Origin of the sequence: Peribacillus sp. NPDC046944 (assembly GCF_050272735.1) — a bacterium.
Lineage (GTDB): Bacteria > Bacillota > Bacilli > Bacillales > DSM-1321 > Peribacillus.
Genome location: NZ_JBNNML010000010.1, coordinates 26,455 through 46,027 on the forward strand (window position 1 = coordinate 26,455; position 19,573 = coordinate 46,027).

The window sequence follows — 19,573 nt, forward strand, 5'->3', positions numbered from 1 at the left end:
CCTCAGAATAAAAAGTATCGCTGCGCCATTGGCAGGTCTTCTGCCGGCTCACACGTAATTAAATCACCGTCGACCGTCACTTCATATGTTTGTGGATCCACTTCGATGACGGGTGTTTCCCCGTTTAACTTCATGTCTTTCTTTGTAAGATTCCGGATATTCGAGACGGTTTTCACAATTTTCTTCAACCCGATTTCCTTATGGATTCCCGCTTCATAAGCAGCCTTAGATAGAAAGGTGATGGATGTACCAGAAACGGCTTGCCCAAAACTCGCAAACATCGGACGATACAAAACCGGTTGTGGGGTCGGAATGGAGGCATTGGGGTCTCCCATGATGCTGTGCGCAATCATGCCCCCTTTTACGATCATATCCGGTTTCACTCCAAAAAAGGCCGGGTCCCACACGACCAAATCTGCAAATTTCCCTTCTTCCAATGATCCGACGACATCGGAGATTCCATGGGTGATGGCTGGATTAATCGTATACTTGGCGACATATCGCTTCACACGGAAATTATCGCCATCCCCTTTCTCCTCCATCATCTTTCCCCGTTGTTTTTTCATTTTATCCGCCGTCTGCCATGTCCGCAGGATGACTTCTCCCACCCGGCCCATTGCCTGAGAATCCGAACTGATCATGCTGAAGACGCCTAAATCATGGAGAATGTCTTCAGCAGCTATCGTTTCCTTCCTTATCCGGGAATCGGCAAAGGCGATATCCTCCGGTACGGAGGGATCCAAATGATGGCATACCATCAACATGTCTAAATGCTCTTCCAGCGTATTGATGGTATACGGGCGTGTCGGGTTCGTCGAAGAAGGCAAAATATTCGGATAACTCGCCACCTTAATAATGTCCGGGGCATGTCCGCCACCCGCTCCCTCGGTATGATAGGTATGAATCACACGGCCCTTGATGGCTTCAATCGTATCCTCGACAAAGCCCCCTTCATTAAGGGTATCGGAATGGATGGCTACCTGGACATCATATTCATCCGCAACGGACAAGCTTGTATCGATGGCAGCTGCCGTGGTCCCCCAATCTTCATGCAATTTCAGCCCGATGGCCCCAGCCTTGACCTGCTCGATGAGTGGTTCTTTTGCCGAGGCATTGCCTTTTCCCAAAAACCCGAAATTCATGGGGAAATGTTCAGCCGCCTCAAGCATTTTATGGATATTCCAGGCTCCCGGTGTACACGTCGTGGCATTCGTTCCGGTTGCCGGTCCTGTTCCTCCGCCAATCATCGTCGTGATTCCACTCGATAACGCCGTCTCAATTTGCTGGGGTGCAATGAAATGAATATGTGCGTCAATGCCTCCCGCGGTCACGATCTTTCCTTCGGCGGCGATGATTTCAGTCGCCGCACCAATCGTCATGGTCACCCCATCCATCAATAGGGGATTTCCTGCTTTACCGATTGCCGCAATCTGCCCATCCTTCACCCCGATATCCGCTTTATAGATGCCCGTATAATCGACGATGATTGCATTCGTGAAGACAAGGTCCATGACCCCTTCCCTTTCAGCTGTTGGATGCTGTCCCATCCCATCACGTATGACCTTTCCCCCGCCGAACTTCACTTCATCTCCATATCTAGTGAAATCTTTTTCTATTTCTATGAAAAGCTCTGTATCTGCCAGTCTGACTAAATCCCCGGTCGTCGGACCGAACATGTCGGCATATTGCCTCCGTGACATTTCATGACTCATCCTTCACCCTCCACATCAAGCGGTCCGTTCGTTCGATTGCTTAATCCGTACACTTCCCTTTTGCCGCCAAAAGGAATCAGCTCCACTTCCTTTTCATCGCCTGGTTCAAAGCGGACCGCCGTTCCCGCAGGAATGTTCAACCGTTTCCCATAGGCTTCTTCACGAGTAAATTCCAACCCGTTGTTCACTTCATAAAAATGAAAATGGGAGCCAATCTGAATCGGTCGATCTCCCCGATTGATGACAGAAATGCCTGTCGCAAGCTTCCCTTCATTGCACACAATCGAATCTCTTTTCAAGATATATTCACCTGGTATCATGCCCCAGCCTCCTTACTGAATTGGATTATGGACCGTCACAAGCTTTGTTCCATCCGGAAACGTCGCTTCCACTTGAATATCGTGGATCATCTCCGGGATCCCCTCCATTACATCCTCACTGGATAGAATCATCCGGCCAAATTGCATAAGCTCCGCAACAGAGCGTCCATCCCGTGCCCCTTCCATGATTTCATACGTGATCAAGGCAATGGACTCCGGATAATTCAATTTCACTCCTCTCTCTTTTCTTCTTCTAGCTAAATCCGCTGCAACCACGACCATTAATTTCTCCTGTTCCCTTGCCGTTAAACGCATGACTTCTCTCCTTCTATCATTCTAAAAGAACTGATTTACAAACGAGTCAACCCACATATATAACACAGAAATGTAAGATTTTATAACATATTCTCATTATAAATAATTTTCTGACAATTTCAAGAAGAAAAATGAAAAACGTAAAAACCCTTTCACTCAAACTTGGTGAATATCCATAACCTTGTTATACTTTTATTTAGAAGAAATTTTCTAACAAGATGTGGAGGAATATAAATTGAATTACATAAAAAACCAGTTAAAAGTCACCCGAAGCAGTTTACTAAGTGAAATCAAGGGATTATCGCCAGAGTTTATGGATGTCCAGCCTTCAGGATTCAACAATACGATCCATTGGCACCTTGGTCATGTATTGAGTGCAGCGGAAAAATTCTTATTGGACTCTCCAAATGGCAGTAACCTACCTGACAACTATGGACAACTATTCGGATATGGTTCAAAGCCAGCTGACTGGCCAGAGGATGTCCCATCCACTGATACACTGAAGCTACAGTTAGAGGAGCAACTCGATCGCCTTCTTGCGATTCCAGAAGAAAAATATGCTGATAAAGTGGAAACTCCATTCAAGGGGATGGAAACAGTGGAGGACTTCATTAGCTTTATCGTCTTACACGAAACGAATCATATCGGACAAATTCATGCGATGAAGCTTCTCGTTCAAGCTTCTAACTGATAACTCAAAAGCCAGGCACACCGATTTTCCAGAAAATCCGGGTGCCTGGCTTTTTTATGTTATGGTCATCAAAGCAAATCGATGGATCGACTCCCTCCGACCATCCCATTCACAATTATTTTCCCCAAGCCCATGTCGATCTTCACGATAAGAAGCCGTTCTATTTTAACCCTTTCTATTATAGAAACCACAAGCACGCGTCATGAGGGAGACTTACTCCTCGTTACGTTTCCTTCATATTCCAGACATAAAGAGCCAAAAGTATACACCAAAACGAAATTTATCCAGCACGTGATGTATAAAAAATGGTGAAACGGTTGAAAAATGTAATTTCTTCCATTATAATGATGAGATTGTTTGTAATAATATTTAATATCAGGATAAAAATGTATGGATTTTCAATTTTCTTCAATCTCCTCTTCCCTCGAATGTAATGTAGATGAACTACTGTCAGTCATGGATCATTCCTAAAAAAACGAGAATCAGAGATTAATACTATTAAGTAGGTAGGTGACCCCCAAAATGTGTGGATTTGTTGGTTGTATGCATCAAAAACCCAATCAAATGAATATAGACATGAAAGATCAAATAAATAAAATGAATACGCTTATTACACATAGAGGTCCGGATGATGAAGGTTATTATAATGATGCGTATGTCAATTTTGGTTTCAGACGACTCAGTATCATAGGAATCGAAAGTGGACACCAGCCCCTTTCTTATGAAAATGATCGGTATTGGATCATCTTCAATGGTGAAATCTATAACTATATAGAATTACGCGAAGAACTAATCCAAAAAGGTTATGAATTTACTACCGAATCGGACACAGAAGTCATCATTGCCCTGTTCAGTGACCAAAAGGAACGTATGGTGAGCAAATTAAGAGGCATGTTTGCTTTTGTCATCTGGGATAAAGTGGAGCAATCGATATTCGGTGCCAGAGATCAGTTTGGCATCAAGCCCTTCTTTTACTCAGAACAAGAAGAATTAACTTATTTTGCTTCAGAAAAGAAGAGTATTCTTCTAGCGATGGAAGGAAAGATAGATTCCGACTCCTTACAGCACTATCTTAGCTTTCAATATGTACCTGAACCCGATACGATGACAAGCCAAATTAAAAAACTAGCGCCAGGCCATTGCTTCACGAAAAAGCCAGGTGGCAAGATGAATATCAGCCGATATTGGGCACCGACTTTCAAACCGATGGACCTATCCGAAACACAACTTTCCAAGGAAATTCGTGATGTTTTAATAGATTCGGTGAATGTGCATATGCGAAGTGATGTACCGGTGGGATCGTTCCTATCCGGAGGCATTGATTCTTCGATCATCGTTTCCCTTGCCAAGGAGGTCAACCCCAAACTAAAAACGTTCTCTGTCGGTTTTGAACGGGATGGATTCAGTGAAGTCGACGTGGCGAAAGAAACAGCCCACGCTCTTAATCTAGAGAATATCAGCTATATCATTTCGCCTGAGGAATATCTTGCTGAACTCCCTAAAATCATTTGGCACATGGATGACCCACTGGCAGACCCAGCGGCCGTCCCTTTATATTTCGTGGCTCGTGAAGCCAGAAAACATGTAAAAGTGGTATTATCCGGTGAAGGGGCGGACGAGCTTTTCGGTGGTTATAATATCTATAGGGAACCTCAATCATTGAAAATGTTCAACCATATCCCGAATCCGATCAAACACCTGTTAAAAGTGATGAGTAGGATTTTACCGGATGGAGTGAAGGGGAAAAACTTCATTGAACGTGGTGTCACCCCTTTGCAAGAGAGGTACATCGGTAATGCAAAAATATTTGAAGAACGTGAAAAGAAATCATTGCTTTCGGAATATAAACCAAACTTGGGCTATACGACCGTGACTGATCCCATTTACAATCAATCCAGATCATATGATGCCGTTACGAAAATGCAGCATTTAGATATTCTTACTTGGCTGCAAGGAGACATTCTGTTGAAGGCCGACAAAATGACGATGGCTCACTCTCTTGAACTACGCGTTCCTTTCTTGGATAAAGAAGTGTTTAATGTCGCGACAAAGATTCATTCAGAGCAAAAGATCAAAAACAATACGACTAAATATATACTTCGTAAAGCAGCCGAGGGGATCGTCCCTGACCATGTATTAAATCGGAAGAAATTAGGCTTCCCTGTGCCTATCCGCCATTGGTTAAAGGATGAAATGTATGATTGGGCCAACAATTTGATTCGTACTAGCCCCACAGATTATCTTTTAAATAAAAAAGCGATTTTTGACTTGATGCAGGAACATGTCGCTGGCAAAAAGGATAATAGCAGGAAGTTATGGACCATCATTGTATTTATGATTTGGCATCAAATTTATATAGAATATGCTTATGATTTTAACGATTTAGGTGAGAAACAAGAAAACAAAAAACAAGTTGTACTTACTTAATCGTTCATTCATAGCTATTCAACCTATCCCTATCAAGGCTTCGTCCGAGCCTTGATAGGGATATTTTCATTTATATTGATGCACGATAACAAAACGCGGCGCCCCACCTTTTATCAGAAATAAGAAAAGCACGCTAATGCATCACTTGATTTAATTCATAAATAGATTATCATTAGAAAGACTGAAATCTCATTACAAGCTGACAAGCGTACCATTGTCGTTGGCGGTGGACGTTTTTATTGCGACAACTAGAAGGAGCTACTAACATGAACCCATTACAAAAACGTTTTTCCCTAATTAGAGGTAAGTTCTTCGAGAGGGTCATCGACCGGATTACCCCTGAACTGACAGATATTCAACCCGAAGGATTTAATAATAATATTCACTGGCATCTTGGCCATACATTATTTGTAACGGAAAAGTTCTTGCTTGACCATCCGGCAGCAGGTAACTTGCCCGCCAATTACGCTGAATTCTTTGCTCAAGGAACCAGTCCTGCTGATTGGACGGATGAAGTCCCTTCTGTTGAAGTATTAATTGAGCAATTTAAAGAACAGCTTGATCGTCTTCTTGCCATTCCTGAAGAGCGTTTGGCCGAAAAACTCGAAGAACCATTCAAAGGGTTCGAAACATATGGGGAAATGGTGAACCTTGCCCTCTTCCATGAAACTTACCATATGGGCCAAATTCATGCGATGCTACGTGTGATTCACGCTGCAAAATGACATAAACAGAAGCCCCCGCAATCCTAAGCGGGGGCTTCTTACTTTTCTCATGTCAATTGATCATTAATGAAATTACTATAGGCTTGTTCCGCAGCCGCTTCTGATGAAAATAATGCATCATCATCTTCAATCGTATGAAAGGTATCGTTCAGGAATAAAGCGACTGCATTAGGATCTTTCGGATGCTGCACAATTTCTGCAGCCCTTACGTTTGAAACTGAGGGAACGTGCGGATTATTATAAATGACAAACACCTCATCGCCAACTTGTACTTCTTTTGCATTAATAACGTCCATTACATTCTTCCTTTCCTTAGGGATTTACTTAGTTTACGGATAATGAACGAAATTATTTATTGGAAAGATAAACCTGATCAACAAAAAAAGAACCCTCCATGATGGAAGGGAGCAGCATCTTTCACTTGAGCATATTCATCTTCTGTAAGAATCCAATCGGGTGCTGCTTGCGGAAGAACTCTTTCAACATATAGGCAATCCCGTCATCATCGTTCGAGCGGGTGACCCATTTGGCAGCTTTTTTGACTTCAGGGTCCGCATTTCCCATGGCAACACCCAAACCTGATCCCGCGATCATCTCTATATCATCCAGTCCGTCCCCAATCGATACGATTTCGGTCCGCTTCACGCCTAAATGATCCGCTAAATACAAAACGCCACTCCATTTTGAAACACCTCTCGGAACGATTGTCAGCCTGTGCCCAGGATTTGTAGTCACTTCAACTTCTGGAAACATGTCTTTTACCAGTTTGTGCATTTCCACTTGATCTTTCTGCTCAGTAAATATGATATCAACTTTTGTCGGGGACATAGGATGATCCATAAGCTCTTCGCTTATGTCATCCACATAGTTTTGGGCATAAATGTTTTGGTCATTCGTATACATGACCGTTTTACCGAGTAAGTTTTCCGGGAGATTAACTCGATTGCCAAGGGAGTACTTTTCATGATGGAGCATTATTTGGGAATTGGTCTTCTCCAGCATTTGCACGAGTTCCACGGTCAATTCTTCTGACATTCTTTTGACCATGATGGGTTTCTCGATGGATGCACCGACAAAAGCTCCGTGTTGGGCAACGATCATTGGATTTATTTTTAGGGCTTTGGCCACTTTTTTGGCAGAATGGTAGTTTCTTGACGTTACAAGTGCAACATGGACACCCTTATCGTGAACATACTCAATGGCCTCTTTGGTCGATTTATTTAAACGGCCATTGGACTGAAGCAATGTTCCATCAATGTTAACCGCTAATAGACGATATACCATGTAGATCTCCCCCATCTGTAATATCCTCTTTCAAATTTATGACTAAAATTTGTAGAGTAGAACAGGATCAGTTTGTCTTTCTTTTTCAAAAAAACTCCTTCGCCATAAGGCAAAGGAGTTTTTTTTGGTATTATTGCTGTTCAGCTGGGCCGTATAAATCTTCTAGTGGCTTCATGATGATTTTGTTAAGGTCGGCAATGACCATGCTCATCCGTTGTTCCGCTTCCATCAATTGAGAAATCGTTGGGTTCTGTTGAACAAGTTGCACAGTTTTTTGAGCTTGTGCCACTTCTTCGGGATCAATTTCCTGCCCCATCATTTGCTTTTGTTGCAATGTCATCTGCAAGTTACGGAAGTTTTCGAACATCCCTTTCGTAGCTGGGTCTGAATTGACTAAATCATATAACCGTTGCAAGTCTGCATATTCATTGCTTGATCGAATCGCTTTTTCCATTTCATATGCTGCATCATACACGTTACTCATAAAATTTTCCCCTCCCGGTAATCATTGTATTCCTACACCTTTCCCACTATAACAAATCCCTTTACTAATTACACGTCATCCTAATAAAACGGTCACAAATCCTTGGAATAGACCGATGATCCCACCAAGCAGGGCACCTAGATATGTGATCATCGATAATTCCTTCTTAGTGATGGAGACAACCATTTGCTCCAATCGTGAAACGGAAAAGGAAGATACCTGTTCCTCCACGATATCATCCAAATGCAGTCGTTGGAAGAGTGGCTGGAAATGGACAATTAAATAGTCCGCGGCTTTTTCAACAAAAATCGGAACGCCTTTGTTGACGATGGTATCCGCAAAACTAGCCGTCAGTTCACGAACCGGTTTTTCCATGATGGAAGCGACCGGAATCCATTCTCCCGTTTTTTCTGTAATCAGCGTGCGGATCGTGTCTTTTCCAATTAATACTTCCACTTTCTCCATATCCCATTTTTCAAGGTTTTTCAACTCTTTTTCCATCATGACCGATAATAAGTCGACCGTCCGGGATTGATCAAAGAATTTAATGATCTCAGGCTGAATCTTATCGATTAACTTTTCATTTCCGATAAACATTTGAATCAAGTTAATCATTTTTCCTCGCTCTTTGAAAAAATCATCAAGCATTTCTTCGAGTCGTCCCTTGCCATCGGCACTGTTGAAGTATTCTTTCCCCTTCGTTACGATATATTTCGAAATGTCCGGGATTGATTTCACCGCTTTTTGCTGGATATTCAAAGGAATGATGTCTTGTAGACTCTTTCCTCGGTTTTCCGCTGCCCATGTTTCGTATTTACCAAGGACGAATGTCTGTAAACGCTGTTCCATTGTCAGGGGAGAATTCTTCATCCCCAATTGGTCCAACAGTTGTGCCGTACTTTTTTCCGTGGACAACGCCTTCTTCACTTCTGACTGTACGAAAATCTTCATATTCTTTATAGAGGCATCATTGATAACCTTACTTTGAATGCTCTCGGGTGTGATTAAATGTTCGACGACCAATTTCCCTAACTGCTTGGCTAACTCATCCTGCCGCTTCGGAATTAAACCCGGTGTCAACGGCACCTGCTTTCCAAAAATAAATATGGGCTTATAGGGTCTGAACAGCATGCGGATTGCCAATAAATTGGTGAACCCTCCTATGACTGCACCGACAACGACCATAAACAGTATTTTTACCCACAACTCATCCATGATGTTTTTCTCCTTTTATTGCTTGAAATAGGGGCTATATGACACGTTCTACTTTGAAAAACATAGAATGTGATATCCACTTTTGCCCATCATTTAATTATAAAAGGATATCAAACTTAGTGCAAACGGGGAATTATTATGACCTTGAAATACCAAAAAGTTTTTATTACGGTAAATTCAGCTGCTACAAGAAAGAAGGCACTGTTGTTTGTCGAAGAAAAACTATTTCAGGAATGGGACCTTCAATATGGAGAACCTCTTACGCTCATTGCCGGACGGCGTTCTGTCCCGGTACTTGTCCAAACATTCGCCTCACCGGAATCCACCATAAAGATCTCACATGATACGAACCAATTCTTATCTCTGCCTCCCTTCTCGGGGCCGGTCTCCGTTTCCTTTCATGCAGAGGAGAGAACGTTGCAAATAGCGCCTTTCCTTGCCGTCCTCATTAACCAGGGGCCCTTGCAGAGCGGCACATTCGGTGAAATGGAACCATTTTATCAGGAGATGATAGCCTATTGTAATCAAAAAGGCTTTCCTTTCTTTTTGGCAAAACCACAGCCACTTGCGGACGGGATCCTTACAGGATATTGGCCAGGGGCGAATGGGTGGGAGACCCTTGAGCTCCCCATTCCTGATGTGTTTTACAATCGGATCCACTCCCGGAAGGTGGAAGGAACACCACTATTCGAAAACTTTTCAACGGAATTGAAATCCCTTGCCATTCCCATGTTCAACGGGCGGTTCCTTTCCAAGCATGATGTGCATGAGCTTCTGCTCTCAGATTATAGCCTGCTTCCACATTTACCCGAGACGGTGATGTTTAATGAACAGGAACCCTTCATGACATTTTTAGATAAGCATCCAGTAAGCTATCTAAAGCCCTCGACAGGCAGTCAGGGGCGGAATATCTGCAAGCTGACCGAATCATCGGGCAGATGGTTAATCGAGCATGCTGGAACAGAAAACAATATCCATACTATCGAAACGAAGGAGAAATTATTCTCGGCATTGAAAAAGTTTTGCCGGAATCAAGCTTACATCCTTCAAAAGGGGATTTCCTTATTCGAGATCGATCAGAAATTAGTGGATTTCCGCATCCTGCTTCATAAAAACGGACAGCATCAATGGAAGGTCACCTCCATGGTTGCACGAATCGGGGATTCGGGAAATATCGTTTCCAACCTCGCACAAGGTGGTGTCATGAAGAACGGTTTCGACTTTTTAAAAGAGATCGTGGATCACCAAGAAGCCAAACGTTTATATCAAAGCCTTATCCGTTTAGCTAAGAAGACGGCAGTTGCGCTTGATGACAACCATCTGGAATTATTTGGGGAGCTGGGTATCGATTTAGCCCTTGATAGTAACAAGCATCCTTGGATCATAGAAGTGAATTCGAAGCCCTCAAAAAAATTCCAAGGTACCTATGAAACATTCCGGCCATCTGTAAAGTCGATTATTGAGTTTATGTATGCGATAAATGAGTGAAGACCATCCATAAAAGGAGTTGCTGGCACGTGTTAATAGGGCTAATGTCCACGAAAGATACACAAGAAAATCATTATTTCACCGAGCTAGCCAAGACGGCTAAAACCCTTGGCATGAATGTTTGTAAGTTCGTACCGGAAAATATGGACGTTGATTCGAAGAAAATCAAGGGCGAGCGCTTTGATGGGGAAAAAGAAGTTTGGCTTCCTGCTTCACTTGACCTTCCTGATTTTGTATATGACCGTTGTTTTCATGGCATTTCCCGTGAGCATAATGATATACGTGAGAAAATAAATTGGTTAAAAGAAAACTCGAATTTTCTTGGGCTTGGCCTCCCTGGCAAATGGGATGTTTACCAAACATTGAAAACCAATCCCCTGCTTCAAGCCTTTTTCCCAGAGACGGAGCGGGTCACGACACCTGAGCAAATAATCGAGCACATGGAACGACTGGAAAAAATCATCATTAAGCCCGAGTTTGGATCAGGCGGTCTTGGCATTTACCTTCTGACGAAAACTAAGGAAGGCACAACCGTCTCCATGACCAAAAAAGGAACGAAATATGACCGCCAATTCGAATCAAAATCGCAACTGAATAAATGGCTACAGCACTTATTAACTCGCTATAGTTACCTATGTCAACCTTATTTAGAATTGAGCAACCAGAAGAACGAACCATTCGACTTACGGATTTTGCTTCAGAAAAACGAAAAAAACCAGTGGCTGGAACGGGGGCGGGGCATTCGTCTTGGGAAACAAGATCATATCACTTCCAATCTGACGACTGGCGGAGAAGCCTTATCGCTTGAAGCCTTCATGAAAAAGAATCCTGATTCCATCCCAGTAACCGTCGAACAAACCATCCAGCATATCCTCCGGACTCTCCCTGTGGAGACGGAAGGCGCTTTTCAAAGGCTATTCGAACTTGGAATCGATTTAGGCATCGATAAGGCGGGGAAAATTTGGATTTTGGACATTAACTCCAAGCCCGGAAGAAAGATCATCCAAACACTCCAACCAGAGTCCATGAAAGAAATTTATCAAGCCCCGTTCAAATATTGCCAATATTTATCCGAACATCTTCTGAAAGCAGGTGAATGACCCATGCGAAAGACATACCCTGCAGAGATTGCCAACATCCCCGGCCACGTCCTTTTTTATCCGTCTGACCTTGGGGAATTGGGGGATATCGAATTAATTTATTTTGGGCAGCATTCCTGCCCTGCAGCCGTCAAGCCAAATCCAGCCATCAAGCAATCCATCGTACTCTCGAATAGTCTTGCCGATTCTTTGATGTTCAACGAGATCGATACTCCCCTTCATTTATTTATATACGGGAAGAGCCTTCATATCGGCCCACTCATTGGAATTTTCTCATCAGGCTTCACAGGCATTTCCAATAAACCGCTTGGGGAACGTTCCGGCTTTTTTTCGAAATTACTTTCTCTCAGTCAAACAACCGGTTGTATCCCCTTTGTTTTCGGTGAGAATGTCATCAATTGGGATCAAGAAACGATTAAAGGATATGTATATGAGAAGGAAAACTGGCAGATCAACGAATTCCCTTTTCCCAACGTCGTATATGACCGGCTCCCCAACCGAATGACGGAAAACCGTGAGGGGCCAAAGGAAGTGAAGCAAAAGTTCCAAAAGGAATATAAGATTCCTTGGTACAATCCTGGTTTCTTCAATAAATGGGATGTTTACGAACGGTTGAATGCGGATGATCGGGCTTTGCCATTTTTACCGGAGACCTACCCTTTTCAATCTCTATCCGTCGTCGAGACGCTTCTGTCGCATTATCGCCAAGTCTATATCAAACCCATTCATGGTAGCCTTGGCCTCGGCATTCATCAAATTCTGTATGATAAGCATGAAAATGTCTACTATTGCCGGTATAAAAATGAGGAACAGGAAAACAAATTACAAAAGTTCTCCACACTCGAATCCATCCTCAAACATGTATTTCATAATCGACCGCTTGAGAACCTGATCGTTCAACAAGGCATCCCGTTAATCCGCTCTTCAAAGCGGCCAGTGGATTTCAGGGTCCATACGAACAAGGACAGCAATGGGGTTTGGCAAGTGACGGCCATCGCCGCAAAAGTTTCCGGGGCTGGCAGTGTGACGACCCATATTAAAAGCGGCGGGGTCATCAAGACGGTTGCCGAACTATACGGAGATGACGAAGAAGCTAAACGGATCGAGGAAAAGCTATCAGAAGCCGCTCTTATATTAAGTGAAAGCATCGAGGAGCACCTAGATGGCATCATAGGAGAAATCGGTTTCGATTTCGGATTGGATAAAAAAGGGCAAGTATGGATGTTCGAAGCTAATTCTAAACCAGGCCGTTCTATCTTTTCCCATCCAAAGTTAAAGGAATTTGAACTTTTAACCAGGAAGCTCAGCCTTGATTATGCCATTTATCTTACCGAACAGACGATTTCACAAACGATTGGTACACAGAAATGAACATTTTTTATGATGTTCCCTCTGAGAGATGGAGCCATAACGAGGAAGATATGCAGCTATATGCGGGAGCCGCGAATGAGGAAATCCCTTTTAAGCAGGACACCCAGGATCAGGCACTTTTTCCGATTACTTTATTTCCGGGAAACCGGGTGCTAGTCGTTGGTATCTTGACCTCTCTAGATCCAAAGAAGGAATCAGGTATAGGGGGGAATTTGACACTTTTTCAGAATTTATCTCAATATTTATCGAATCATGGGATATTGGCCTATGTATTCACGGTTGAATCCTTGCTTTCCAACTACATGAAAGGCTTCATCTTTTCTTCACAAACGAACACATGGAATGAGGTAAAATTACCACTGCCCGATATCGTTTATAATCGCATTCCCAAAAGGGGATTCGAAGCATCGGAAAGTTTTCAAGAACTCCTTTCCTTTTTTAAAGAACATCGCATCACTTTATTCAACCCTCATTTTTTGGATAAGTACTTGATGTACGAAGCATTGACGGAAGATGGATCTCTAGCCCGCCATCTTCCATCGACCATAGACCTATCCGACCCTACCCAACTAGCGGACTTCTTACATTTCCACAAACATATTTATTTGAAACCATGCAAAGGAAGCCAAGGTAAGGGCATCTACACCCTGCTAGAAAAACCTGATGGCACCCTCCAATTCAATAGCCTGAAACATCAGGAATTGTATTCTGATTTCTCCGCGTTTTGGGAAGCCAATAAGGCGTCGCTCAAAAAGAGGGGGTATCTAGCCCAACGAGCGGTCATTCCAAAGAAACTGAATGGACACCGATACGATTACCGTATTCTTGTTCATTATGAAAATGGATTTTATAAAGTGACCGGCAAGGGCGTGAGGATGTCGCAAACCCAGGAAATCACAACCCATACACCAAGGGGGGGAAAGCTTTTTCCCTATCAGCAGCTACAAACGAGGCCGTTAAACAGGAAGTTGGCGAACATTGCGCAAAGATGTGGAATCATCCTCTCCAGGAAGTTTGGCTTTCTTGGGGAATTCTCCATTGATATCGGGGAAGATACATCCGGTGCTCTATTCATTTATGAAGTCAATTCAAAACCCATGCAATTTGATGAAGAGGAAATTGAAGCGAGCCGCCTACTACATTTAAAAAACCTGTTCATTGAATTAACTTTTCCGAATCACATAAGAAAATAACCTCCATCCTGCTTTTTCCATTATAATGAAATGAGAAACAGCGATATGGAGGTTATACATATGATTACGCATTTTCAATGGAAGCCGTTGCACAAGAATTTACCTGGCTGGAAGATTTCCTTTTACTTCAATAAATTGGCCGTCCAAGCCCTCTATCATAAAGATGGGTCCATTGAGTGGTTAACCAATCCGCCTGTAGAGTCAGAGGAAGAAAAACTCAAGGGCATGATTCATGATTTAATGGTGTACCACGTGTACGACTAAATAGAATAAAGAATCCCTCTTTGGCTAACACTAATAAAAAGCCAAGGAGGGATTTCATTTGGATAAAGAAAAGATTACATTTCTGAAGGATACCGAGTATGACGGTAAGGATTCTGTATATCTCGATATCGACCGTATCATCAATGAAGGACTTGCTGGCGGAAACGTCTATGAAGCCGCGGACACCTTGAACATTGAGGAAGCCCATGACTTTCATGATGAAACGGAACCGAACATCAATAAAGATTGAAAACAAGGGCTTCCCTTATGGGCGGCTCTTTACTTGATTTCTTGATAGCCGAATATTTCTAGATTCACTTGGCTAAAGGCTCTTTCAAGATTTGCTTCGTATTCTTTCCTATCTTCTACGTTTTTGCCATGAACCTGGATTTCCTCAATCAAGCTTGCTCGGCAATCATCTAAAGATATCATTTCTTCCACACAAAAGTTACGCATGATTTGCGCTTTTAAATAGTCCGTAAAATGCTCAACTGTACCAAACAATGATATGGCCCCCTATGATAGCTGTCCTGTCTAATTAGCAGGATTCTTTTTGAATGTTGTCCAATATGGACTTGTAAAAAACAAAAAACAACTTCCCATTCAGAAGTTGTTAGAGTGCAAACGAAACATAACAAAAATGACCATGATTCCCCATTTTTCTACAAAAATAAGAAAGCATGTTCTTGCTAATTTTTCGCACTTAACACCCCCTATCCTCGTAGGTTTCTGGCGTTGTGCTAAAAACGGGCAGGTCTCCTGGCTCATGATCATCGCTTTTCGAACCTTCCCATCTTTTCTTGCAAAAAAGACAGTGGCATTCCTTCGAATCGCTCTCATTTACAGTTGCGGGACAGCGTCGGATTCTAACCGACTTCCCTTTTAAGCAGATAAGCTACACTTTCTTATCTGCACCCATTTCTAGACGAAATACTATTTTTCAGTTTAACTGTATCAAATTTTCACTAGGATTACAATGAGGCTCCTGCCTTGTTCTTGGGCCCTATCTATCCTCTTTCCTCCTATTCATCATTTCTTCCTGTCCTCTGAATACACCCTACTCTCTTTCAGTATCGATGTAATGATATGCTCCGAATCCCATTCATGACCGGATATCTCGATAAGCGGATACCGATTAGGCAACACGTTTTGCTGAATTTCATGGACTTCCAATCCTTGATCATGCAAACGCAGAATTTCACCGCGCAGATTTTCCAAGTAACTGAGCTTTCTTCCAAACATTTCCTTTCCGTTCGGGACATATCCGGCATGGCAGCAAAAGACCTCTTTAAAATCATACTGAAGCAGTTTCTTGATGGATTCCATGATGACCGGGATAGATTCTTCCCTTAAAACGAGCTTCGTTTTCGGCGTTACAAACAGGTCACCCGAAAACAGCATACCATTACTATGGTTCAGGTAAACCATATGGTCCCTCGAATGCCCTGGCGTAAAGATTGGCTCCCATGTTTGAGTGCGTGAATGGACGATCCCTCCTAATGGTTCTGCCTTGAAGGCATCCCTATCTCCCCAAAAAACTCTACGATAATCGGGATATTCTGCATCCTTTGCACAAATATCGAGGGACATCGGATGAATATAGATGGGAACGTTCCTATGTTCCTGTATCCATGCGGCCCCACCCGTATGGTCCTCATGATAATGCGTCAGCGCAACCATATCGTAATCAGCGGTTTCAAAGAATGGAGTAAGTTCCTTCAACAAGATTTTTGCCCCCGTATCAACTAACATGCCATCGGTTAAGAACACATTCACGCTCATGCCTGATTTGTTTCCTTCCGGTGTCCCTTTTACGCAAACCACATCGTTTATCGTTTTCATTTCCAGCATGACTTTCCACCCCAATCATTTTTTTGGAAAAACTCATCATCCTTTATTTTCTAATTTACTTACAATAAATGTATTATCTCTCCATACTTTTTACAAGTATAATATTTTTTCTAATGATGGGAGTGATCAAAGTCCATATTCTTACGCAGACAGGCCATGTAAGATCCGGGACGTTCCGTGTAACTTAGCAAATGGCCACTATAATCTGGGCAAGTAGATCGTTTGATTCATAATCTTGATAAAATTCAAAAAATAATTGACATTACTGTATTTAACAAATAATATAGATTATATTAAAAAAATAATAAAATACTAAAATAGTAATTAACTTATCAAGAGTGACTGAGGGACCAGGCCCTATGACGTCCGGCAACCGCCCCACATCGGGAATGGTGCCCCTTCCTGCAGAATGAAATACCATTCTGAAAGATAAGACGGGATATAATTTCGCTGCCTCTTTCTGAATGATAGAGGTAGCTTTTTTATGTATAAGGAGGATAGCATCATGATTGAAATTCGTTCAGTTCGAAAGGAATATATCTCGAAGAATACCCGAGTTATCGGAGTGGATAATGTATCTTTAACCATTCAAACGGGAGAGGTTTATGGGATTGTCGGGTATAGCGGCGCGGGAAAGAGTTCATTGATTCGCTGTCTGAATCTTCTTGAGCGTCCGACCAATGGTAGCATCATCATCGATGGCGTCGACTTAACAACCTTATCAAGCCAGGAGCTTCGCAAACAACGCCAGAAAATCGGCATGATATTTCAGCATTTTTCCCTAGTCAGTTCCAAAACGGTTTTTGACAATATCTCCTTCGCCTTGAAAGCCGCCCATCAACCAAAGGAGGTCATTACTAACCGCGTTCTGGAACTTTTGGATATCGTTGGCCTTCGGGATAAAAAAGATGTTTATCCGGCTCAACTCAGTGGCGGACAAAAACAGCGGGTAGGCATTGCACGGGCCTTAGCGAATGACCCTACCGTCCTATTATGTGATGAAGCGACATCAGCCCTTGATCCAACCACTACGAAGTCGATCTTACAGTTGTTGAAAAAGATCAATAAAGAACTGGGCATCACCATCGTGTTGATCACCCATGAAATGGAAGTGGTCAAGGAACTGTGCCATCGTGTCTCCGTCATGCAAGATGGACGAATTATTGAAGATGGCCCTGTTTATGAAATATTTTCACAACCCAAACAAGAACTGACTAAGCAGTTCATCAGTAGCGTGTTGGATTTTGAACTTCCTCCCCACCTTATTAGGGAAAACAAAGGAACGATTATCAAAATACAATTTGAAGGGCAAACCGCTGGTGAATCGATTCTCTCGGATACTCTACAAAACTATTCTGTCAGAGGGAATATCCTGCACGGGAAAATTGAATATATCCAGGATCTTCCTCTAGGAATCTTGATCATCGAATTGATTGGTGAGCTTGAAGAAGTGCAAGTAGCCCTTGAATACATAAGAAGCCGGACCCAATCTGTGGAGGTGTTAAAGCATGTCACTGCTTGATTCCATCATCAATATTTTGCCTGACCTTAATAAAGCCTTTCTGGAAACGATTTATATGGTCGGAATTTCCCTTGCGGTTGCCCTCCTGATTGGACTGCCTCTAGGAGTGTTGCTGTTTACGACGACCAGGAATTTGTTCTTTGAAAATATCACGTTGAATCGATCCCTCGGTTTCGTGGTTAATCTAGTCCGCTCGATTCCGTTTATCATTCTTTTAGTCGCTTTGCTTCCTTTAACCGAATTCCTTACCGGGTCAACAATTGGACCGCTAGCGGCTTCCGTTTCCCTATCAGTCTCCGCCATTCCTTTTTTCGCTAGGATCGTAGAATCTGCATTGAGGGAAATAGATAAGGGAGTGATCGAAGCCGCCATTGCAGTGGGCGCTTCCCCATGGATGATCATCAAGGATGTGCTTCTTCCTGAAGCAAGGCCTGGAATCATCCAAGGCGTGACATTAACGACGATATCACTCATCGGCTTCTCGGCTATGGCAGGAACAATCGGCGGAGGAGGAATCGGTGACCTCGCGATTCGTTTCGGCTATTACCGTTATGACAACACGATCATGATCACAACGGTGGTCGTTCTGATCTGTCTTGTCCAAATCATCCAAATGATAGGCGATAAGGCCTCTCACTATGTAAACAAACGATAAGATTCATAATGTTAACGATGACACTACATTAAACAAGGAGGAATTTTTCATGAAAAAAATCACTTCATTATTATCTATATGTGCATTAGCCCTTGGGTTGTCAGCTTGCGGAAATGACGATGCGACAACTAAAACGGAGGACAAAAAAGAATTAAAAATTGGGGCAACGACTGGCCCTTATGCCGACATGGTCATAGAGGCCATACAACCCGGACTTGAAGACCTTGGCTACAAAGTGGACATCGTCGAATTCAGTGATTATATCCAGCCGAATAAATCACTTGGTAATGGTTCGATCGATGCCAACCTCTTTCAGCATAAAGTGTATATGGATAATTTTTCAAAGGAACATGACTTAGAGCTCTCTGACCTTATTATTGTTCCAACGGCACCGATGGGCATTTACTCCACGGAATACAAATCATTGGCCGATATTAAAAATGGTGCGACCATCGCCGTTCCCAATGACCCAGTCAACCTCTCCCGTGCACTTAAAGTTTTATTGGATGAGGGCCTGATTGAAGTGGATCCGGATGTTGACCCATTAAGAATATCTGAGAAAGATGTAACAAAGAATCCGAAGAACATTCAATTCGAACCACTGGAATCGGCACAATTACCTCGTGCAACGGACAGTGTTGACCTATCGGCCGTTCCTGGTAATTTTGCGATTGCCGCCAAAATGGACCTTCAAGATGCTCTTGCATTAGAAAACATGCCAGATACGTATCGCAATGTCGTGGCTGTAAACACTAAGGATAAAGACGCCCAATTTGCAAAAGATATCAAATCAGTTGTAGAAAGTGCCGAATTCGAAAAGGTGATTGATGACAAGTTCCAAGGCTTCGGTAAACCCGATTGGATGAAATAAGGAAACAGCAAGTATGGGTCTGCTCCTGTCTGGGGCAGGCCTTTACTGATTAACAATACCTATGAACGCAGTCATTGTTTTCTTT

At 42.7% G+C, this 19,573-nt stretch carries 21 protein-coding genes and 2 riboswitches; of the genes, 12 read left to right on the top strand and 9 right to left on the bottom strand.

Annotated features, from left to right (window positions below):
* Window positions 1-2: 2 nt before the first annotated feature.
* Genes ureC through ACQKIC_RS16895 form a run of 3 tightly spaced genes read right to left on the bottom strand, consistent with a single transcriptional unit; the run spans window position 3 to window position 2,347 of the window.
* Window positions 3-1,712, bottom strand: a complete 1,710-nt coding sequence (gene ureC, locus ACQKIC_RS16885; RefSeq protein ID WP_402867689.1) for an urease subunit alpha — start codon at window positions 1,710-1,712, stop codon at window positions 3-5.
* Window positions 1,709-2,032: an urease subunit beta gene (locus ACQKIC_RS16890; protein WP_402867688.1), complete on the bottom strand. Its 324-nt coding sequence runs from the start codon at window positions 2,030-2,032 to the stop codon at window positions 1,709-1,711. Before ACQKIC_RS16890 ends, ureC begins: the two co-directional genes overlap by 4 nt.
* 12 nt (window positions 2,033-2,044) lie before the next feature.
* Window positions 2,045-2,347, bottom strand: a complete 303-nt coding sequence (locus ACQKIC_RS16895) for an urease subunit gamma (protein WP_402867687.1) — start codon at window positions 2,345-2,347, stop codon at window positions 2,045-2,047.
* A gap of 235 nt (window positions 2,348-2,582) precedes the next feature.
* On the opposite strand from ACQKIC_RS16895, the gene ACQKIC_RS16900 reads away from it, so the two are divergent.
* The 3 genes from ACQKIC_RS16900 to ACQKIC_RS16910 all read left to right on the top strand — a co-directional run bounded on the left by ACQKIC_RS16900 (window position 2,583) and on the right by ACQKIC_RS16910 (window position 6,190).
* Window positions 2,583-3,038 (top strand): DinB family protein, encoded by a 456-nt coding sequence (locus tag ACQKIC_RS16900; protein WP_427592021.1) that lies wholly within the window; start codon window positions 2,583-2,585, stop codon window positions 3,036-3,038.
* A 522-nt stretch (window positions 3,039-3,560) separates the two neighbouring features.
* Complete coding sequence (gene asnB / locus ACQKIC_RS16905; protein WP_402990187.1) at window positions 3,561-5,465, top strand: asparagine synthase (glutamine-hydrolyzing); 1,905 nt, start codon at window positions 3,561-3,563, stop codon at window positions 5,463-5,465.
* A 266-nt stretch (window positions 5,466-5,731) separates the two neighbouring features.
* On the top strand, window positions 5,732-6,190 hold the full coding sequence (locus ACQKIC_RS16910) for a DinB family protein (RefSeq protein WP_402955670.1): 459 nt from the start codon (window positions 5,732-5,734) through the stop codon (window positions 6,188-6,190).
* Window positions 6,191-6,237: 47 nt separating this feature from the next.
* Here the strand turns inward: ACQKIC_RS16910 and ACQKIC_RS16915 are convergent, their stop codons facing one another.
* The 4 genes from ACQKIC_RS16915 to ACQKIC_RS16930 all read right to left on the bottom strand — a co-directional run bounded on the left by ACQKIC_RS16915 (window position 6,238) and on the right by ACQKIC_RS16930 (window position 9,173).
* On the bottom strand, window positions 6,238-6,486 hold the full coding sequence (locus ACQKIC_RS16915; RefSeq protein ID WP_402867683.1) for a transcriptional regulator SplA domain-containing protein: 249 nt from the start codon (window positions 6,484-6,486) through the stop codon (window positions 6,238-6,240).
* 121 nt (window positions 6,487-6,607) lie between these two features.
* The gene (locus ACQKIC_RS16920) at window positions 6,608-7,474 is read right to left on the bottom strand and encodes a Cof-type HAD-IIB family hydrolase (RefSeq protein ID WP_402867682.1); all 867 of its coding nucleotides are present in this window, start codon (window positions 7,472-7,474) and stop codon (window positions 6,608-6,610) included.
* A gap of 130 nt (window positions 7,475-7,604) precedes the next feature.
* Window positions 7,605-7,958 carry a YlbF family regulator gene (locus ACQKIC_RS16925; RefSeq protein WP_402867681.1) on the bottom strand — a complete coding sequence of 118 codons (354 nt, stop codon included), beginning with the start codon at window positions 7,956-7,958 and terminating at the stop codon, window positions 7,605-7,607.
* Window positions 7,959-8,033: 75 nt separating this feature from the next.
* On the bottom strand, window positions 8,034-9,173 hold the full coding sequence (locus ACQKIC_RS16930; RefSeq protein WP_427592022.1) for a DUF445 domain-containing protein: 1,140 nt from the start codon (window positions 9,171-9,173) through the stop codon (window positions 8,034-8,036).
* A 138-nt stretch (window positions 9,174-9,311) separates the two neighbouring features.
* Here ACQKIC_RS16930 and ACQKIC_RS16935 point away from each other — a divergent pair, with 138 nt between their 5' ends.
* Genes ACQKIC_RS16935 through ACQKIC_RS16960 form a run of 6 tightly spaced genes read left to right on the top strand, consistent with a single transcriptional unit; the run spans window position 9,312 to window position 14,839 of the window.
* Window positions 9,312-10,661 (top strand): YheC/YheD family protein, encoded by a 1,350-nt coding sequence (locus ACQKIC_RS16935; protein ID WP_427592023.1) that lies wholly within the window; start codon window positions 9,312-9,314, stop codon window positions 10,659-10,661.
* Window positions 10,662-10,705: 44 nt separating this feature from the next.
* Complete coding sequence (locus ACQKIC_RS16940; RefSeq protein ID WP_427668711.1) at window positions 10,706-11,761, top strand: YheC/YheD family protein; 1,056 nt, start codon at window positions 10,706-10,708, stop codon at window positions 11,759-11,761.
* Window positions 11,762-11,764: 3 nt separating this feature from the next.
* Window positions 11,765-13,132 carry a YheC/YheD family protein gene (locus ACQKIC_RS16945; RefSeq protein ID WP_402867677.1) on the top strand — a complete coding sequence of 456 codons (1,368 nt, stop codon included), beginning with the start codon at window positions 11,765-11,767 and terminating at the stop codon, window positions 13,130-13,132.
* 50 nt (window positions 13,133-13,182) lie between these two features.
* Window positions 13,183-14,325, top strand: a complete 1,143-nt coding sequence (locus ACQKIC_RS16950; protein WP_427592024.1) for a YheC/YheD family protein — start codon at window positions 13,183-13,185, stop codon at window positions 14,323-14,325.
* Window positions 14,326-14,385: 60 nt separating this feature from the next.
* A complete protein-coding gene (locus tag ACQKIC_RS16955) occupies window positions 14,386-14,589 on the top strand; it encodes a YheE family protein (protein WP_402867675.1) in 204 nt (67 codons plus the stop codon).
* 58 nt (window positions 14,590-14,647) lie between these two features.
* On the top strand, window positions 14,648-14,839 hold the full coding sequence (locus ACQKIC_RS16960) for a hypothetical protein (RefSeq protein WP_402867674.1): 192 nt from the start codon (window positions 14,648-14,650) through the stop codon (window positions 14,837-14,839).
* A gap of 29 nt (window positions 14,840-14,868) precedes the next feature.
* Here ACQKIC_RS16960 and ACQKIC_RS16965 read toward each other — a convergent pair whose 3' ends face one another.
* Both ACQKIC_RS16965 and ACQKIC_RS16970 read right to left on the bottom strand, forming a co-directional pair.
* Window positions 14,869-15,093 carry a hypothetical protein gene (locus ACQKIC_RS16965; RefSeq protein WP_402867673.1) on the bottom strand — a complete coding sequence of 75 codons (225 nt, stop codon included), beginning with the start codon at window positions 15,091-15,093 and terminating at the stop codon, window positions 14,869-14,871.
* 228 nt (window positions 15,094-15,321) lie between these two features.
* Window positions 15,322-15,523, bottom strand: a riboswitch (cobalamin riboswitch).
* A gap of 95 nt (window positions 15,524-15,618) precedes the next feature.
* Entirely contained in the window at window positions 15,619-16,440 is an 822-nt protein-coding gene (locus ACQKIC_RS16970; RefSeq protein WP_402990199.1) for an MBL fold metallo-hydrolase, read from the bottom strand.
* A gap of 326 nt (window positions 16,441-16,766) precedes the next feature.
* Window positions 16,767-16,876: riboswitch (SAM riboswitch) on the top strand.
* A 69-nt stretch (window positions 16,877-16,945) separates the two neighbouring features.
* Here ACQKIC_RS16970 and ACQKIC_RS16975 point away from each other — a divergent pair.
* The 3 genes from ACQKIC_RS16975 to ACQKIC_RS16985 are packed head-to-tail and all read left to right on the top strand — an operon-like array spanning window position 16,946 to window position 19,488.
* Window positions 16,946-17,962 carry a methionine ABC transporter ATP-binding protein gene (locus tag ACQKIC_RS16975; RefSeq protein ID WP_402990201.1) on the top strand — a complete coding sequence of 339 codons (1,017 nt, stop codon included), beginning with the start codon at window positions 16,946-16,948 and terminating at the stop codon, window positions 17,960-17,962.
* Window positions 17,949-18,617 carry a methionine ABC transporter permease gene (locus ACQKIC_RS16980; protein WP_402990204.1) on the top strand — a complete coding sequence of 223 codons (669 nt, stop codon included), beginning with the start codon at window positions 17,949-17,951 and terminating at the stop codon, window positions 18,615-18,617. The genes ACQKIC_RS16975 and ACQKIC_RS16980 overlap by 14 nt, the downstream gene beginning before the upstream one ends.
* Window positions 18,618-18,666: 49 nt before the next feature.
* Window positions 18,667-19,488 (top strand): MetQ/NlpA family ABC transporter substrate-binding protein, encoded by an 822-nt coding sequence (locus ACQKIC_RS16985; RefSeq protein WP_402990207.1) that lies wholly within the window; start codon window positions 18,667-18,669, stop codon window positions 19,486-19,488.
* The last annotated feature ends 85 nt before the right edge of the window (window positions 19,489-19,573 follow it).

Excerpts from the sequence above, each read along its gene's own strand:
- ACQKIC_RS16935 (WP_427592023.1), top strand. The coding sequence starts at position 9,312 with ATGACCTTGAAATACCAAAAAGTTTTTATTACGGTAAATTCAGCTGCT.
- asnB (WP_402990187.1), top strand. The coding sequence starts at position 3,561 with ATGTGTGGATTTGTTGGTTGTATGCATCAAAAACCCAATCAAATGAAT.
- ACQKIC_RS16975 (WP_402990201.1), top strand. The coding sequence starts at position 16,946 with ATGATTGAAATTCGTTCAGTTCGAAAGGAATATATCTCGAAGAATACC.
- ACQKIC_RS16945 (WP_402867677.1), top strand. The coding sequence starts at position 11,765 with ATGCGAAAGACATACCCTGCAGAGATTGCCAACATCCCCGGCCACGTC.
- ACQKIC_RS16910 (WP_402955670.1), top strand. The coding sequence starts at position 5,732 with ATGAACCCATTACAAAAACGTTTTTCCCTAATTAGAGGTAAGTTCTTC.
- ACQKIC_RS16985 (WP_402990207.1), top strand. The coding sequence starts at position 18,667 with ATGAAAAAAATCACTTCATTATTATCTATATGTGCATTAGCCCTTGGG.
- ACQKIC_RS16970 (WP_402990199.1), bottom strand. The coding sequence starts at position 16,440 with ATGCTGGAAATGAAAACGATAAACGATGTGGTTTGCGTAAAAGGGACA.
- ACQKIC_RS16895 (WP_402867687.1), bottom strand. The coding sequence starts at position 2,347 with ATGCGTTTAACGGCAAGGGAACAGGAGAAATTAATGGTCGTGGTTGCA.
- ureC (WP_402867689.1), bottom strand. The coding sequence starts at position 1,712 with ATGAGTCATGAAATGTCACGGAGGCAATATGCCGACATGTTCGGTCCG.
- ACQKIC_RS16950 (WP_427592024.1), top strand. The coding sequence starts at position 13,183 with ATGCAGCTATATGCGGGAGCCGCGAATGAGGAAATCCCTTTTAAGCAG.
- ACQKIC_RS16930 (WP_427592022.1), bottom strand. The coding sequence starts at position 9,173 with ATGGATGAGTTGTGGGTAAAAATACTGTTTATGGTCGTTGTCGGTGCA.
- ACQKIC_RS16980 (WP_402990204.1), top strand. The coding sequence starts at position 17,949 with ATGTCACTGCTTGATTCCATCATCAATATTTTGCCTGACCTTAATAAA.
- ACQKIC_RS16890 (WP_402867688.1), bottom strand. The coding sequence starts at position 2,032 with ATGATACCAGGTGAATATATCTTGAAAAGAGATTCGATTGTGTGCAAT.
- ACQKIC_RS16940 (WP_427668711.1), top strand. The coding sequence starts at position 10,706 with ATGTCCACGAAAGATACACAAGAAAATCATTATTTCACCGAGCTAGCC.
- ACQKIC_RS16915 (WP_402867683.1), bottom strand. The coding sequence starts at position 6,486 with ATGGACGTTATTAATGCAAAAGAAGTACAAGTTGGCGATGAGGTGTTT.
- ACQKIC_RS16920 (WP_402867682.1), bottom strand. The coding sequence starts at position 7,474 with ATGGTATATCGTCTATTAGCGGTTAACATTGATGGAACATTGCTTCAG.
- ACQKIC_RS16925 (WP_402867681.1), bottom strand. The coding sequence starts at position 7,958 with ATGAGTAACGTGTATGATGCAGCATATGAAATGGAAAAAGCGATTCGA.
- ACQKIC_RS16955 (WP_402867675.1), top strand. The coding sequence starts at position 14,386 with ATGATTACGCATTTTCAATGGAAGCCGTTGCACAAGAATTTACCTGGC.